The organism is Pseudomonas sp. EggHat1 (genome assembly GCF_014892995.1).
GTDB classification, from domain to species: domain Bacteria; phylum Pseudomonadota; class Gammaproteobacteria; order Pseudomonadales; family Pseudomonadaceae; genus Aquipseudomonas; species Aquipseudomonas chaetocerotis.
Map to the genome: position 1 here is coordinate 321,622 of NZ_JACKQK010000003.1, position 16,086 is coordinate 337,707.

Genomic DNA, 16,086 nt, shown 5'->3' on the forward strand with positions numbered 1-16,086 from the left:
TAAACGAAAAGACTGCTCTAATGCTCACGACCTACAGCATCTCCGACCTGGCACGCGAACTGGATGTCACGACTCGCGCGATCCGTTTCTACGAGGAACAAGGCATGCTCGCCCCCGAGCGACGTGGCCAGGAGCGCATCTACCACCCCAAGGATCTGGTGACCCTGAAACTCATCCTGCGTGGCAAGCGCATCGGTTTCTCCCTGGCCGAATGCAAGGAATTGATCGACCTCTACGACCCCAGCAGCGGCAACCACCGACAGCTCAATACCTTCCTGACCAAGATCGCCGAGCGCCGCCTGCAGCTTGAACAACAATTGCTGGATATCCAGCAGATGCAGCTGGAACTGGATACCGCCGAGGAGCGCTGCCTGGCCGCCTTGGCCGAGACTCAAGCCTAGGGTGCGCTGCGCGCGCCACAGAATCCGACCCGGTGTGCAAGGCGCACCCTACGACAACAACAATAGGTGAATCATGAGCTACCCCACTCTCAACTTCGGCCTCGGCGAAACCCTCGACATGCTGCGCGACTCGGTACACCAGTTCGCTCAGGCCGAGCTGGCGCCGCGTGCCGCGCAGATCGATCGCGATAACGAATTCCCCATGGACATGTGGCGCAAGTTCGGCGACATGGGCCTGCTCGGCATGACGGTCAAGGAAGAGTACGGTGGCACCGACATGGGCTACCTGGCGCATGTACTGGCCATGGAAGAGATCAGCCGCGCTTCGGCCTCGGTGGGCCTCTCTTACGGCGCGCACTCCAACCTCTGCGTCAACCAGATCCACAAGAACGGCAGCGAGGCGCAGAAGCACAAATACTTGCCCAAGCTCTGCTCCGGCGAGCACATCGGCGCCCTGGCCATGAGCGAACCCAATGCCGGCTCCGACGTGGTCTCGATGAAGCTGCGCGCGGAAAAGCGCGGCGACCGCTACATCCTCAACGGCAACAAGATGTGGATCACCAACGGCCCGGATGCCCACACCTACGTGATCTACGCCAAGACCGACATCAACGCCGGCTCGCGCGGCATGACCGCCTTCATCGTCGAGCGCGACTTCAAGGGTTTCTCCCGTCACCAGAAGCTGGATAAGCTGGGCATGCGCGGCTCCAACACCTGCGAGCTGGTGTTCGAGGACTGCGAAGTACCGGAGGAGAACATCCTCGGCGTCGAAGGGGGTGGCGTGCGCGTGCTGATGAGCGGCCTGGACTACGAGCGCACCGTGCTCTCCGGCGGCCCGACCGGGATCATGCTGGCCTGCATGGACGTGGTGCTGCCCTACGTGCACGAGCGCCAGCAGTTCAAGCAATCCATCGGTGAATTCCAGTTGGTACAGGGCAAGCTGGCTGACATGTACGCCGGCATGAATGCCTCCAGGTCCTACCTGTACAACGTCGCCAAGGCCTGCGATCGCGGCGAGGAGTCGCGCAAGGACGCCGCCGCGGTGATTCTCTACACCGCCGAGATGGCCACGAAAATGGCCCTGGACACCATTCAGTTGCTCGGCGGCAACGGCTACACCAACGAATACCCGGCCGGCCGCCTGCTGCGCGACGCCAAGCTCTACGAGATCGGCGCCGGCACCAGCGAGATTCGCCGCATGCTGATCGGCCGCGAGCTGTTCAACGAGACCAAGTGATCGGCGGAAAGCCCCGTGTGATGGTTCCCACGCTCTGCGTGGGAACCTGAAACCGGACGCTCAGCGTCCGTTCTGGGGACGCAGAGCGTCCCTGGCGAAACTCCCACGCAGAGCGTGGGAGCGATCAAATCAAAATCGGAGCGCCCCAGATGGCCATCCTGCACACCCAGATCAACACCCGTTCGCCGGAGTTCGCCGCCAATCAGGCGGCTATGCTCACCCAGGTGGACGAGCTGCGCGCCCTGCTCGCGCGCATCCACGAAGGCGGCGGCGCCAAGGCGCAGGAGCGCCACACCTCGCGCGGCAAGTTGCTGCCGCGCGAACGGATCAACCGCTTGCTGGATGCCGGCTCGCCTTTCCTCGAGATCGGCCAGCTCGCCGCCCATGAGGTCTACGGCGAAGACGTACCCGCCGCCGGGGTGATCGCCGGTATCGGCCGCGTTGAAGGGGTCGAATGCATGATCGTGGCCAACGACGCCACGGTAAAAGGCGGCTCCTACTATCCGCTGACGGTGAAGAAGCACCTGCGCGCGCAGGCCATTGCGCGTGAGAACCGTCTGCCGTGCATCTACCTGGTGGACTCCGGCGGTGCCAATCTGCCGCGCCAGGACGAAGTGTTCCCGGATCGCGAGCACTTTGGCCGGATCTTCTTCAACCAGGCCAACATGAGCGCGCTGGGCATTGCGCAGATCGCCGTGGTGATGGGCTCCTGCACTGCCGGCGGCGCCTACGTGCCGGCGATGAGCGACGAAACCATCATGGTGCGTGAGCAGGCGACCATCTTTCTCGCCGGCCCGCCCCTGGTGAAGGCCGCCACTGGCGAAGTAGTCAGTGCCGAGGAACTGGGCGGCGCCGACGTGCACTGCAAGACCAGCGGCGTGGCCGACCACTATGCCGAGGATGACGAACACGCCCTGGCCCTGGCCCGGCGCAGCATTGCCAACCTCAACTGGCGCAAGCTCGGCCAGCTCGACGCTCGCGCCCCCATCGCCCCGCGCTATGCCGCAGAAGAGCTGTACGGGGTAATCCCGGCCGACGCCAAGCAGCCCTTCGATGTGCGCGAGGTGATCGCGCGCATCGTCGACGACTCGCAGCTGGATGAATTCAAGGCGCTGTTCGGCACTACGCTGGTGTGCGGCTTCGCCCGCATCAACGGCTACCCTGTGGCGATTCTTGCCAACAACGGCATCCTCTTCGCCGAATCGGCGCAGAAAGGCGCGCACTTCGTCGAACTGGCCTGCCAGCGCGGCATCCCCCTGCTGTTCCTGCAGAACATCACCGGCTTCATGGTCGGCAAGAAGTACGAGGAAGGCGGCATCGCCAAGCACGGCGCCAAGCTGGTCACCGCCGTGGCCTGCGCCCAGGTGCCGAAATTCACCGTGATCATCGGTGGCAGCTTCGGCGCCGGCAACTACGGCATGTGTGGCCGGGCCTACGATCCACGATTCCTGTGGATGTGGCCCAACGCGCGTATCGGCGTGATGGGTGCCCAGCAGGCTGCCGGCGTACTGGTGCAGGTCAAACGCGAACAGGCGCAACGCACCGGCCAGCCGTACTCCGATGAAGACGAACAGCGCCTGAAGCAACCCATCGTCGAGCAGTACGAGAAGCAGGCGCATGCCTACTACTCCAGCGCCCGCCTGTGGGACGACGGCGTGATCGACCCGGCGCAGACCCGTGACGTACTGGCCCTGGCCCTGTCCGCCAGTCTCAACGCACCGATCGAGCCAACCCATTTCGGGGTGTTCCGTATGTAATCCGTGGGAGGGGCTTTAGCCGCGACAGCCACAGCAAAGCTCGCGGCTAAAGCCCCTCCCACCAGAGCCAGCGCATATTTCGAGCCCATTACCATGACCGACTTCACCACCGTACAGCTTGAGAAAGACCCACGCGGCTTCGCCACCCTCTGGCTGAACCGCCCGGAGAAGAACAACGCCTTCAACGCCGAGATGATCCGCGAGCTGATCCTCGCCCTCGACGCCGTCGGTGAAGACAAGAGCCTGCGCTTTCTCCTGCTGCGCGGCCGTAGCAAACACTTCTCGGCCGGCGCCGACCTGGCCTGGATGCAGCAGGCCGCCACTCTGGACTACAACGCCAACCTGAATGATGCCCGCGAACTGGCCGAGCTGATGTACAACCTGCATGGTTTGAAGATCCCGACCCTGGCCGTGGTGCAAGGCGCAGCCTTTGGCGGCGCGGTGGGGCTGGCCAGTTGCTGCGACATGGCCATCGGTACCGAGGACGCCCTGTTCTCGCTGTCCGAGGTACGCATCGGCCTCGCTCCGGCAGTGATCAGCCCCTTCGTCGTACAGGCCATTGGCGAGCGTGCGGCCAAGCGCTACGCACTCACCGCCGAACGCTTCGACGGCAAACGCGCCCGCGAACTTGGCCTGCTCGCCGAGTGCTACCCGGTCGACGAACTGGACGCCCAGGTCGAAGCCTGGGTCGCCAACCTGCTGCACAACAGCCCGCAAGCCATGCGCGCCAGCAAGGATCTGCTGCGTGAAGTCGGCAGCGGCGAACTGACCCCGGCCCTGCGCCGCTACACCGAGAACGCCATCGCCCGTCTTCGCGTCAGCGCCGAGGGTCAGGAAGGCCTGCGTGCATTCCTGGAAAAACGCCAACCCACCTGGCAGGAGCCACTCGCATGATCGATACCCTGCTGGTCGCCAACCGTGGCGAGATCGCCTGCCGCGTGATGCGCACGGCCAAGGCCATGGGCATCCGCACTGTAGCTGTGCACAGCGCCATCGATGCCCATGCACGGCATGTGCGTGAAGCTGACGTCGCGGTGAATCTCGGCGGCGCCAAGCCTGGCGAAAGCTATCTGCTGATCGACAAGATCATCGCCGCCGCCAAGGCCAGCGGCGCGCAGGCCATCCACCCCGGCTACGGCTTTCTCTCGGAGAACGCCGGCTTCGCCCGCGCCATCGAACAGGCCGGATTGATCTTTCTTGGCCCGCCCGCCTCGGCCATCGACGCCATGGGCAGCAAGTCAGCGGCCAAGTCGCTGATGGAGGCTGCCGGCGTGCCGCTGGTGCCCGGCTACCACGGTGAAAAGCAGGATCTTGATACCTTCCGCGAGGCCGCCAAACGCATCGGCTACCCAGTGCTGCTCAAGGCAGCCGCTGGTGGCGGCGGCAAGGGCATGAAGGTGGCTGAATCAGAAGCGCAGCTCGCCGAGACGCTGGAATCGGCGCAGCGTGAAGCGCAGTCGGCCTTCGGCGACTCGCGCATGCTGGTGGAAAAATACGTGCTCAAGCCTCGCCACGTGGAGATCCAGGTATTCGCCGACCAGCACGGCAACTGCCTGTACCTCAACGAGCGCGACTGCTCGATCCAGCGGCGCCATCAGAAGGTGGTCGAGGAAGCGCCAGCACCGGGCCTGAGCCCCGAGCTGCGCCGCGCCATGGGCGAAGCGGCGGTCAAGGCGGCGCAGGCCATCGGCTATGTCGGCGCCGGCACGGTGGAGTTCCTGCTCGACGAGCGTGGCGACTTCTTCTTCATGGAGATGAACACCCGCCTGCAGGTCGAGCATCCGGTCACCGAGGCCATCACCGGCCTCGACCTGGTGGCCTGGCAGATTCGCGTCGCCCGTGGCGAGCCGCTGCCGATCACCCAGCAGCAGGTGCCATTGAACGGTCACGCCATCGAGGTGCGGCTGTACGCCGAAGACCCGGATCACGATTTCCTCCCCGCCACCGGCACCCTGGCGCTGTACCGCGAAGCCGGCAACGGTGGCGGGCGTCGCGTCGACAGCGGCGTGGCCGAGGGCGACAGCGTCTCCCCCTTCTATGACCCAATGCTGGGCAAGCTGATCGCCTGGGGCGAAAACCGCGAGCAGGCGCGCCTGCGTCTGCTGACCATGCTCGAAGGCACCCTGGTCGGTGGCGTGAAAACCAACCTGGCGTTCCTGCGCCGCATCCTTGCTCATCCAGCCTTCGCCGCGTGCGAGCTGGATACAGGCTTTATCCCACGCCACCAGCAGCAGTTGCTGCCTGCGCCAAGCGAGTTGCCGGACGCCTTCTGGCAACTCGCTGCCGATGCCTGGGTACAGAGCGAAAGCCCCGTGCAGCGCGCGGACGACAGCCATTCGCCCTGGGCCGCCCGTAGTGGTTGGCGCGCCGGTGGTGCAGCGGAAATCGAGTTGCACCTGAACTGTCAGGGTGAGAGCCACAAGGTGCGCTCGAGTAACCAGGCCCGCTTGCAGGGCGAAGAACTGCTGGCGGACATCGACGGCATACGCCAGCGTCTGCGTGCCATTCGCCGTGGCGAAACCCTCTATTTGCAATGGCACGGCGAGCTGCATGCCATCAGCCGCTTCGACCCCATCGCCGCCGCCGAGGCCAGTCATGCTCAGCATGGTGGCCTCAGTGCGCCCATGAACGGCAGCATCGTCCGCGTACTGGTCGAACCCGGTCAAGCGGTCGAGACTGGCACAGCGCTGGTGGTGTTGGAGGCGATGAAGATGGAGCACAGCATCCGCGCGCCCGAAGCCGGGACGGTCAAGGCGCTGTACTGCCGTGAAGGCGAAATGGTCAGCGAAGGTGCGGTGTTGGTGGAGCTCGAACCCTAGGGTAGGCCGGGCGCCAATCCGTTTCAGCCCAGCGATTCTGCTCTGTGCAGGGCGGGTGCAACCCGCCAGATCGTGTTGGCAGGTTGCACCCGCCTTACGACTCACCGGATCACGGCGGACATGAAAAGCGATGTCCGCCCTACGCAGCAGTTCGACCATCTTGCCGCGAGTGGTGCGCACGGCGCACCCTACGATGAAAACGAGGACAGCCTATGAACCTGCCTGAATCCGTGCGTCTGGTCGAAGTCGGCCCGCGCGATGGCCTGCAGAACGAGAAACAGCCGATCAGCGTCGCCGACAAGGTGCGCCTGGTGGACGATCTGACAGCCGCCGGCCTGAGCTATATCGAGGTAGGTAGCTTCGTCTCGCCCAAATGGGTGCCGCAGATGGCCGGCTCCGCCGAGGTATTCGCCGGCATCCAGCGTAAGCCCGGCGTCACCTATGCAGCGCTCACGCCAAACCTGAAAGGTCTCGAAGCCGCACTCGAAGCCAAAGTCGAGGAAGTGGCGGTGTTCGCCGCCGCCAGCGAGGCCTTCTCACAGAAGAACATCAACTGCTCCATCGCCGACAGCCTGCAGCGCTTCGTACCACTGATGGCAACGGCCAAGGCGGCGAACGTGCGTGTACGCGGCTACGTTTCCTGCGTACTCGGCTGCCCTTACGATGGCGAAGTCGCGCCCGAGCAGGTCGCCAGCGTCGCCCGCGAGCTTTACGCCATGGGCTGCTACGAAGTGTCGCTGGGCGATACCATCGGCACCGGCACCGCCGGTAAGACGCGCGCGCTGATCGAGGTGGTTGGCCGCGACATCCCGCGCGACAGGCTCGCCGGGCATTTCCACGACACCTATGGCCAGGCCCTGGCCAACATCTATGCCAGCCTGCTCGAAGGCATCAGTGTGTTCGACAGTTCGGTAGCCGGCCTGGGCGGCTGCCCCTATGCCGAGGGCGCGACCGGCAACGTCGCCACCGAGGACGTGCTCTACCTGATGCAGGGCCTGGGTATCGGGACAGGTGTGGACATGGACAAACTGATCGCCGTGGGGAACCGCATCTGCGAAATACTGGGCAAGACCAACGGCTCGCGGGTGGCGCGGGCATTTCTGAGCCGCTAGATCCGATAGGGTGGATGATGCTTTTCTCTTCCACCGTTGTGGTGGATCGGTGAAGCGTGATCCACCCTACGCACTGAACAACAGCCCGCATATGCGCAGGAGCGGATTCATCCGCGATTATCGCGGCTAAAGCCGCTCCTACAGGCAGGTGTACCGTATCGACCTGTTGTTTGCCTCCGAACATATGAAAAGGTCGGTGCGATAGCCGCGAAGGTCGCTCAGGTTAAAGGCCTGATTGCCCATGCGTACTAACCTGAAGCTTACGAACAAGCAACGACGAGGACTGGCCATGCAGCAGCCTCTCTGGACGCCCTCCGCCGACCGCATCGCTGGCACCCGCCTGGATGCCTTCCGCCGTTTCGTCAACGACCGCCATGCCCTGCACCTGGCCGACTACCCTGCCCTGCATGCCTGGAGCATCGAGCAGCGCGAAGCCTTCTGGCAGGCTATCGCCGACTTCTTCGACATTCGCTTGCACAGCCCCGCCGAATGCGTGCTGCGCGAAGGCCCGGCAATGCCGGATGCGCAGTGGTTTCCCGGCGCCACCCTGAATTTCGCCGAACACCTGCTGCGCCGCCGTGACGGTCATCCGGCGCTGGTGGCCATCGCCGAGGATGGCAGCCGCGAACAGCTCAGCCATGCGCAACTGGCTGCCCATGTCGCCGGGCTGCAACGCGCCCTGCAAAACGCGGGCGTGGGCATCGGTGATCGCGTGGCGGCCGTCATGCCCAACACCTGGCAGACCGTGGTGGGCATGCTCGCCACCGCCAGCCTCGGCGCCACCTGGTCGAGCTGCTCGCCGGATTTTGGCACCCAGGGGGTGATCGACCGCTTCGGCCAGATCGAACCCAAGGTGCTGATCGCCGCCGCCGGTTATCGCTATGCAGGGAAGAATCTGGACCTGACCGACAAGCTCAATGAAGTTCTCGAACAGCTGCCTTCCCTGCAGCATCTGGTGCTGGTGCCCTACGCCAGGCTCGACGCTCGTGCCACGGATTGCAAATCCGTCGCAGCGATCAGCCTGTGGCAGGATTTCTACCAGCCCGGCGGCGCGCCGCAGTTCACGCCAGTGCGCTTCGACCAGCCGCTGTACATCCTCTACTCCAGCGGCACCACCGGCGTGCCCAAGTGCATCGTCCACGGCGTCGGCGGCACCCTGCTGCAACACCTCAAGGAGCTGGGCCTGCACACCGACCTGACAGCCGATGACTGTCTGTTCTACTACACCACCTGCGGCTGGATGATGTGGAACTGGCTGGTTTCCGGCCTGGCCCTGGGCGCCACCCTGGTGCTCTACGACGGCTCGCCCTTTCACCCCGAACCCACACGCCTGATTGATCTGATCGACACGGAGGACATCTCCATCTTCGGCACCAGCGCCAAGTTCATCGCCGCACTGGAGAAAGCCGGCGTCAAACCTCGTGAAAGCCACAAGCTGACGCACCTCAAGGCGATCCTCTCCACCGGCTCGCCGCTGGTTCACGAAAGCTTCGAATACGTCTACCGCGACGTGAAACGTGACCTGTGCCTGTCATCGATCTCCGGCGGTACCGACATCGTCTCCTGCTTCGCCCTGGGCAACCCGACCCTGCCAGTCTGGCGCGGCGAACTACAGTGCAAGGGCCTGGGGATGGACGTGCAGGTGTGGAACGACAGTGGCCAAGCGGTGACCGGAGAAAAAGGCGAGCTGGTCTGCACCCGACACTTTCCCTCGATGCCTGTAGGTTTCTGGAACGACGCGGATGGCGAGAAATTTCGCGCTGCCTATTTCTCTACCTTCCCCGGCGTCTGGGCACACGGCGACTATGCCGAGCAAACCACCCATGGTGGCCTGGTCATTCATGGCCGCTCCGATGCCGTGCTCAACCCGGGCGGCGTTCGCATTGGCACCGCAGAGATCTATCGCCAGGTAGAAAAGGTGTCACAGGTGCTGGAGTCCATCGTCATTGGCCAGGACTGGCAGGGCGACGTGCGCGTAGTGCTGTTCGTACGCCTGCGTGATGGCGTGACGCTGGACGACACCCTGCGCGAAGAGATTCGCCGAGTGATTCGCGCCAATACCACGCCACGCCACGTGCCGGCGAAGATCCTCCAGGTCGCCGATATTCCACGTACCCTCAGCGGCAAGATCGTCGAACTCGCGGTACGCAACGTCGTCCACGGGCGCCCGGTGAAGAACACCGAGGCCCTGGCCAACCCGCAGGCGCTTGAGCTTTACCGCAACTTGCCAGGGCTGACGGACGATCTGTAGCAAAAAGCCACCAGCCAGAAAAAATCACTATACTGGCGCCATTTTTTCGTCTTCACAGCAGCTGAGTCCTGGCCAAGGTCGACTCGGCACATGGCAAGGTGGCGGCATGAACATCACCCAGCGCAACAACGTTCAACGCTTGAAAGCGGAAACGGCCAATGCCCCAACGCTCATCTACGGCCACGGCTTCGGTTGCAATCAGGATATGTGGAGCAAGGTCACGCCAGCCTTCAGCCAGCACTGGCACCAGGTGCTGTTTGACTATGTCGGCAGCGGCCGCTCCGATGCCAACGCCTTCCACCCTACCCGCTATGCCCAACTGGAGGGTTACGTAGAGGACCTTCTGGAAGTGTGCGACGCCCTCGAGCTCTCGGGTGATCTGACCTTCGTTGGCCACTCGATCAGTTGCAGCGTCGGCATTCTCGCTGCCATCAGGCGCCCCGAGCTGTTCTCCCGGCTGATTCTTCTCGGTCCGTCCCCCTGCTTTCTCAACGATCCGCCCGACTATCACGGAGGCTTCGAACGCAGTGACCTGGAGGGGCTCCTGGAACTGATGGCCCACAACTATCTGGGCTGGGCCCAACAGTTCGCCCCCCTGGTATCGGCCGACGAGGCTCCCGCAGTCACCCGGCAGCTCTCCGACAGCTTCTGCTCGACCGACCCAGTCATGGCTCATGCCTTCGCTCAGGCCACCTTCTTCTCCGATATCCGCCCGGCCCTGCAGGTGTGCCTGTCGCCCTGCCTGATCCTGCACCACCAGCGTGATGCACTGGTTCCCACGCCAGTTGCCGACTATCTGCATGCCGCACTCACGGGCAGCACTCTGGAAACGCTGGACGTCAGTGGCCATTGCGCGCACATGAGCCATCCTGAGCTGGTGAGCGCCGCCATGTTTCGCTACCTGATGGGAGCACAAGCACGTGTTCTATCTTGATCGCCTACCCGGCCCGGTACTGGTCACTGACTGCAACGGCCGAATCAAGCATTGCAATTGCGATTTCAAGCGCCTGGCAGGTGCAGGCGCGGCCGAAGGCATGGATCAGTTCTTTCCGCCAGCCAGCCGCATCTTCCTGCAAACCCACGCCTGGCCCTTGCTGCTGCGCAACGGTGAGTTCAGTGAGCTTTACCTGCAACTGCAATCAGAAGGCGGCCAGGCAATACCCGTCATGGCCAACGCGCGCATCAGCGAAGTCGATGGCGCGCCGGAGGTCATCTGGCTGTTCTTCGTCGCCAAGGACCGCCAACGTTTCGAAGCAGAGCTGCTCAAGGCTCGCGAACAGGCGCAGGAAAGCGCAGCCCAACTGGCCAAGGCCAACCTGGCGCTGCAGAGCGCCTACGCCCAGTTGGCCAACTACGCCGTGGAAATTCAGAGCGAAGCCGAGCAACTTGCACAACTGAGCCATACCGACCCACTGACTGCGCTGAGCAATCGCAGGGCGCTGTCAGTGCACGTCGAGCAGTGGCTCGGCAGCGTCAGCGACCTGGCCTGCGGTAGCCTTTTGTTGATCGATATCGACCACTTCAAACAGATCAATGATCGCTTCGGCCACGCCGAGGGCGATAGAGTTCTGGTGGATATGGCGCAGCGTCTTCTGGCCAGCGTGCGCAGTGGCGACAGTGTGGTGCGCTACGGCGGCGAAGAGTTCGCGATATGGCTGCCCAACGCCGATCTCGATGAGGCCGGCGATATCGCCGAGCGCGTGCATGATCAGGTCAAGGCCCTGGAAATCGCCCACCAGGCTGTCACGGTGAGCATCGGCATCGCCAGCCTTAAACCATGCGAACGCTACCTGGAGCGTCTGCTGGCGGTAGCGGACAAAGCCCTTTACACAGCCAAAGCCCAGGGTAGGAATCGCAGCATTCGGCACGAGTAGCCGGCTCAGGATCGGCCGCTGCAGCTGGCCGCAAACGCCTCCTATACTGAAGCAACAATGACAACAGGATGTTCGTCGTGCATACGTTTTTCTGCCTACTGCTGGCGTTGATGCTAGCTGGAACCGCATCCGCCCACGAACCCATCAAGCTGTACATGCCAGACGCGCCGCCGCTGACGCTGCATGACTATGAAAGCGGCCATGGCATGGCGGGTGACGTGGTGCTGGCTGCATTGGCAAGGATCGGCAAACTCACCCACATCGTCGCCGAGCCCTGGCCACGCGCCCAGATCAACGTGTCCAGGGGCAAGAACATGCTGATCATTCCCCTGTCGCGAACGCCCGAGCGCGAGGAGCTGTATACCTGGATTGCCTCGATCATGGAGCTTGAGCGCGCCTTCTTCAGCCTGGACGAACCCGTCGAGAACTTCGCCCAGGCCCGAGAGCGTTATCGCCGCATAGGTGTCGGCATGGGCACGGCGCAGGTGGGCATCCTGCAGCGCCAAGGTTTCAGCGACGAGCAGATCGTGCAACTCAAACTGGGCGAAAATCCGGCCCATCTGCTCAGCCTTGGACGTATCGACGCCTGGTTCACCGGGGTGCCGGAGGCGCTGTACATCTGGGAAAGCTCAGCCTATCGCGAGCAGAATCTGCGCAGAAGCCCGACCCTGGCCAGTACTGGCCTGTACCTGGGCTGCTCGAAGGACTGCGATGCGCAATTGGTCGAACAACTGCGCACCGCCATCAGTGAGCTGGAACAGGACGGTGTCAGCCAGCGCTTGCGTCAGGCCTATCTGCCACTGCAACCCGACCCTTAAATCCCCTGCCGCCCCGGATCCTCTGGCGGCAGCTCCTCTTCGATGTCCTCAAGCTTCAGCTCCAGCCCCCAGTCGCCTGCAGCAGCGGCCTTCGGTGCAGGTGCCTGCGTTACCAGCGGCGCTGCGGCGGCGGGTACAGGCCTGGCATTGGCCGGGTTGTCACGATGGAGCTTGAGCTTCAGGCGTACGTTGTTCGCCGAGTCGGCGTTCTTCACCGCCTCTTCCTCGTCGATTGCCCCTTCATGCACCAGATCGATCAAGGCCTGATCGAAGGTCTGCATACCGAGGTTCCTGGATTTCTCCATGATCTCCTTGAGCTCGGAAAACTCGTTGCGCTTGATCAGGTCACGCACCGTCGGCGTACCCAGCATCACCTCAACCGCCGCGCGGCGCTTGCCATCCACGGTCTTGACCAGGCGCTGCGAGACGAATGCCTTGAGGTTGTTGCCAAGGTCGTTGAGCAACTGCGGGCGACGATCCTCGGGGAAGAAGTTGATGATGCGATCCAGGGCCTGGTTGGCATTGTTGGCGTGCAGCGTGGAGATCGCCAGGTGCCCGGTATCGGCGAAGGCCAAGGCATGCTCCATGGTTTCGCGGTCGCGGATCTCGCCGATCAGGATCACGTCCGGCGCCTGGCGCAGGGTGTTCTTCAGCGCGGCGTGGAAGCTGCGGGTGTCCACGCCCACCTCGCGCTGGTTGATGATCGACTTCTTGTGCCGGTGCACGTATTCCACCGGGTCTTCGATGGTGATGATATGGCCGCCGCTGTTGCGGTTGCGATAGTCGATCAACGCCGCCAGGGAGGTCGACTTGCCTGAGCCGGTGCCGCCCACGAACAACACCAGGCCGCGCTTTTCCATCACCGTGCCGAGCAGCACTTCGGGTAGCTTGAGGTCTTCGAAGCGCGGAATATCCAGCTTGATGTTGCGCGCGACGATGGACACCTCGTTGCGCTGCTTGAAGATGTTGATGCGAAAACGCCCCACGCCGGCCAGCGATATCGCCAGGTTCATCTCCAGTTCGCGCTCGAATTCCTCACGCTGGGCACTGTCCATGATCGACTCGGCAATCGCTGCCACATCGCCCGCCTTCATCGGCTCCTGGCTCAGCGCCTTGAGCACGCCATTGAACTTCGCGCAGGGCGGCGCGCCGGTAGACAGATAGAGATCGGAGCCATCCTGGGTGGACAGGATTTTCAGCATTGCTTGGAGATCCATGGCGGCGTTTCCGTGAGCGCGATTGAAATACCATAGGCCATGATTCGTCCGCACCGCGGACAACGCACAACCCACAAAATTGACGCCATTCTGCTGGCGCAATGAATACTGGCACAATAGCGCCCTGACAGAATTGAGGAGCCCATCAATGGCTAAGGCAATGGCCCGCCACATCCTGGTCAAGACCGAAGCGGAAGCCGCCGCGCTGAAGAAGCGCATTGCCGCTGGCGAAGCCTTCGATGTGCTGGCACGCAAGCACTCCACCTGCCCCTCCGGCAAGAAAGGTGGCGACCTCGGTGAAGTGCGGCCCGGGCAGATGGTGCGTGCAGTGGATCAGGTGATCTTCAAGAAGGCGCTGCGCGAAGTGCACGGCCCGGTGAAGACCCAGTTCGGCTATCACCTGATCCAGGTGTTCTATCGCGATTGAGCCCCGCTCAGGCGCCTGGCTCGCCCATGAACTCGACGATCTTGCTTCTGAGCCAGCGCTCGGCGGGATCGTTATCGGTCACTCCGCTCCAGACCATCGACAGATCCGAATTGACCAGCTCGAATGGCGGGTCATCCGCGCGCAGACGGCTCCCTTCGATCAGCGCCGCGGCGGCGAAATCCGGGACTGTGGCGAGCATTTCCGTACCCGCGATGATCGACCGCAAGCCACTGAACTGTGGCACCGCCAGCACCACGCGACGCGAGCGATCCAGGCGCGCCAGGTCGTTGTCGATGTTGCCGCACAGATCCCCCGAGAACGACACCAGCGCATGCGGCCGCGAACAGTACTCGTCCAGCGTCAGTGCGCCGGGGCGGTCATCGCCACGCAACACCTTGACCTTCATCTCGCGCAGCTTGCGCCGCTTGGCGTTGGCCGGCAGCTCGGCGGTGTAGCTGACGCCTACGGAAATTTCCCCCGAGGCCAACATCGCTGACATCAACAGGAAGTTGACCCGCCGCACCACGATCACCACCTCCGGCGCCTCTTCGCGAATCTGCTTGAGCAAGGCCGGGAACAGGCCGAACTCGGCATCATCGGACAGACCGATGCGGAAGGTGTCGCGGTTGGTCGCCGGGTTGAACTCGCGGGCACGGCTGACCGCGCCCGAGATGGTGTCCATGGCCGGCTGCAGCTCCCTGAGAATCGCCAGCGCTCGCGCCGTAGGCTCGAAACCACGGCCGTTACGCACCAGCAGCGGATCGTCGAACAGGTCGCGCAAACGGGCCAGCGCCGCACTGACCGCCGGCTGACCGAGAAACAGCTTCTCGGCGGCGCGGGTCAGGTTCTTCTCGAACATCAGGGTTTCGAAGATCACCAGCAGATTCAGGTCGACGCGGCGCAGGTCGTTGCGATTCATCCAGGAGCCTCGGAACACGGATTGGTGGGCGCATTAAAGCAGCAACTCCCGTGCCCACATAGCCCGGATCAGAGGCCCAGTTCGGACAGCCCCGGATGATCGTCAGGACGACGCCCCTGGGGCCAGCGGAACTTGCGCTCGGACTCCTGAATCGGCAGATCGTTGATGCAGGCATAACGATTGATCATCAGGCCGTCGGCGCCGAACTCCCAGTCCTCGTTGCCGTAGGAGCGAAACCAGTTGCCCGAGTCGTCGCGCCATTCGTAGGCATAGCGCACGGCAATGCGGTTGTCGGTGAACACCCAGAGTTCCTTGATCAGACGGTACTCCAGCTCCTTGGCCCACTTGCGCTCAAGGAACGCACGCGCCTGATCACGACCATTGGCAAACTCGGCGCGGTTGCGCCAGCGCGTATCGAGGCTGTAGGCCAGTGCGACCTTGGCCGCATCACGGCTGTTCCAACCATCCTCGGCCAGGCGGACCTTCTCGATGGCGCTCTCGCGAGTGAACGGCGGCAACGGAGGACGAACTTCAGTATTTGACGACATGACGGCACCTCAGGTTTGCGGGGGGTTGAGCCCATCACTGGGCGATAGGGATTGCAGAAGCAATTGCGCAGTACGGCCGGCACTGTCGGCGGCATCCGCCTGGCCGCTGACCATGGCGACGGCGGTAGCACCATCGATCAGCAGGAGAAACTGCCTGGCCATTTCCTCGGCCTCGGCAAAGCCGCAGGCCGTGGTCAGTTCGCTCAGATAGGCCAGCAAGCGCTGCTTGTGCAGCAACGCGACGGCGCGGATCTCGCTGTCGGGATCACCGATCTCCCCGGCAGCATTGATGAAGGCGCAGCCATGGAAGTCAGGCGCCGAGAACCAGCTGCGCAGCAGCGGGAACACTGCCAGTAGCCGCTCACTTGGCGACCCCGCAGAGGTGCCGGCAACGAACCATTGCATCCAGCGTTCATCACGCTCGCGCAGCGCGGCGGCAACCAATGCTTCCTTGGTCGGATAGAGGCGATAGATGCTTTTGCGCGCCACACCCGAGGCCTTGACGATGGCGTCCATACCAGTGGCATTGATACCGCCGGCATAGACCAGGTGTTCGGTGGCTTGCAGCAAGCGCTGCTGGATCGAGGCGTCTTCGAGCATGAGTCAGGGCCATAGAGAATGATCGTTCTCAGCAAGGTAGAACGATCATTCTCTTTAGTCAACTCAATTATCGAAACCCAGGATCAACGGTATACCGACCAGGTTT

Annotated in this window: 15 protein-coding genes; 11 read left to right on the plus strand and 4 right to left on the minus strand. The window is 63.2% G+C overall.

From position 1 onward, the window contains the following. Window positions 1-20 precede the first annotated feature (20 nt). From INS93_RS07955 to INS93_RS08000, 10 genes are all read left to right on the plus strand, one after another. A complete protein-coding gene (locus INS93_RS07955) occupies window positions 21-401 on the plus strand; it encodes a MerR family transcriptional regulator (RefSeq protein WP_192980943.1) in 381 nt (126 codons plus the stop codon). A 73-nt stretch (window positions 402-474) separates the two neighbouring features. Next, window positions 475-1,638 (plus strand): isovaleryl-CoA dehydrogenase, encoded by a 1,164-nt coding sequence (locus INS93_RS07960; protein WP_192980944.1) that lies wholly within the window; start codon window positions 475-477, stop codon window positions 1,636-1,638. A 149-nt stretch (window positions 1,639-1,787) separates the two neighbouring features. Then, window positions 1,788-3,395, plus strand: coding sequence for a carboxyl transferase domain-containing protein (locus INS93_RS07965; RefSeq protein ID WP_192980945.1), 1,608 nt, complete (start codon window positions 1,788-1,790; stop codon window positions 3,393-3,395). A 93-nt stretch (window positions 3,396-3,488) separates the two neighbouring features. Next, the gene (locus INS93_RS07970; RefSeq protein ID WP_192980946.1) at window positions 3,489-4,289 is read left to right on the plus strand and encodes a gamma-carboxygeranoyl-CoA hydratase; all 801 of its coding nucleotides are present in this window, start codon (window positions 3,489-3,491) and stop codon (window positions 4,287-4,289) included. Next, window positions 4,286-6,214 (plus strand): acetyl-CoA carboxylase biotin carboxylase subunit, encoded by a 1,929-nt coding sequence (locus INS93_RS07975; RefSeq protein WP_192980947.1) that lies wholly within the window; start codon window positions 4,286-4,288, stop codon window positions 6,212-6,214. Before INS93_RS07970 ends, INS93_RS07975 begins: the two co-directional genes overlap by 4 nt. A 212-nt stretch (window positions 6,215-6,426) precedes the next feature. Then, window positions 6,427-7,326 (plus strand): hydroxymethylglutaryl-CoA lyase, encoded by a 900-nt coding sequence (locus INS93_RS07980; RefSeq protein WP_192980948.1) that lies wholly within the window; start codon window positions 6,427-6,429, stop codon window positions 7,324-7,326. 289 nt (window positions 7,327-7,615) lie between these two features. Then, a complete protein-coding gene (locus tag INS93_RS07985; protein WP_192980949.1) occupies window positions 7,616-9,577 on the plus strand; it encodes an acetoacetate--CoA ligase in 1,962 nt (653 codons plus the stop codon). Between the two features lie 106 nt (window positions 9,578-9,683). After that, entirely contained in the window at window positions 9,684-10,511 is an 828-nt protein-coding gene (locus INS93_RS07990; protein WP_192980950.1) for an alpha/beta fold hydrolase, read from the plus strand. Continuing rightward, window positions 10,498-11,451: a sensor domain-containing diguanylate cyclase gene (locus INS93_RS07995; protein ID WP_192980951.1), complete on the plus strand. Its 954-nt coding sequence runs from the start codon at window positions 10,498-10,500 to the stop codon at window positions 11,449-11,451. The genes INS93_RS07990 and INS93_RS07995 overlap by 14 nt, the downstream gene beginning before the upstream one ends. A gap of 68 nt (window positions 11,452-11,519) precedes the next feature. Continuing rightward, window positions 11,520-12,269, plus strand: a complete 750-nt coding sequence (locus tag INS93_RS08000) for a substrate-binding periplasmic protein (protein WP_192980952.1) — start codon at window positions 11,520-11,522, stop codon at window positions 12,267-12,269. On the opposite strand, the gene INS93_RS08005 is transcribed toward INS93_RS08000, so the two are convergent. Continuing rightward, the gene (locus INS93_RS08005; protein ID WP_192980953.1) at window positions 12,266-13,486 is read right to left on the minus strand and encodes a PilT/PilU family type 4a pilus ATPase; all 1,221 of its coding nucleotides are present in this window, start codon (window positions 13,484-13,486) and stop codon (window positions 12,266-12,268) included. The genes INS93_RS08000 and INS93_RS08005 overlap by 4 nt on opposite strands. A gap of 148 nt (window positions 13,487-13,634) precedes the next feature. On the opposite strand from INS93_RS08005, the gene INS93_RS08010 reads away from it, so the two are divergent. Continuing rightward, entirely contained in the window at window positions 13,635-13,913 is a 279-nt protein-coding gene (locus INS93_RS08010) for a peptidylprolyl isomerase (protein WP_017362973.1), read from the plus strand. 7 nt (window positions 13,914-13,920) lie between these two features. Here the strand turns inward: INS93_RS08010 and INS93_RS08015 are convergent, their stop codons facing one another. From INS93_RS08015 to INS93_RS08025, 3 genes are all read right to left on the minus strand, one after another. Continuing rightward, window positions 13,921-14,832 (minus strand): LysR family transcriptional regulator, encoded by a 912-nt coding sequence (locus INS93_RS08015; RefSeq protein ID WP_192980954.1) that lies wholly within the window; start codon window positions 14,830-14,832, stop codon window positions 13,921-13,923. 68 nt (window positions 14,833-14,900) lie between these two features. Then, window positions 14,901-15,380: a nuclear transport factor 2 family protein gene (locus INS93_RS08020; RefSeq protein WP_192980955.1), complete on the minus strand. Its 480-nt coding sequence runs from the start codon at window positions 15,378-15,380 to the stop codon at window positions 14,901-14,903. Between the two features lie 9 nt (window positions 15,381-15,389). Beyond that, window positions 15,390-15,980: a TetR/AcrR family transcriptional regulator gene (locus INS93_RS08025; RefSeq protein ID WP_192980956.1), complete on the minus strand. Its 591-nt coding sequence runs from the start codon at window positions 15,978-15,980 to the stop codon at window positions 15,390-15,392. Between the last annotated feature and the right edge of the window lie 106 nt (window positions 15,981-16,086).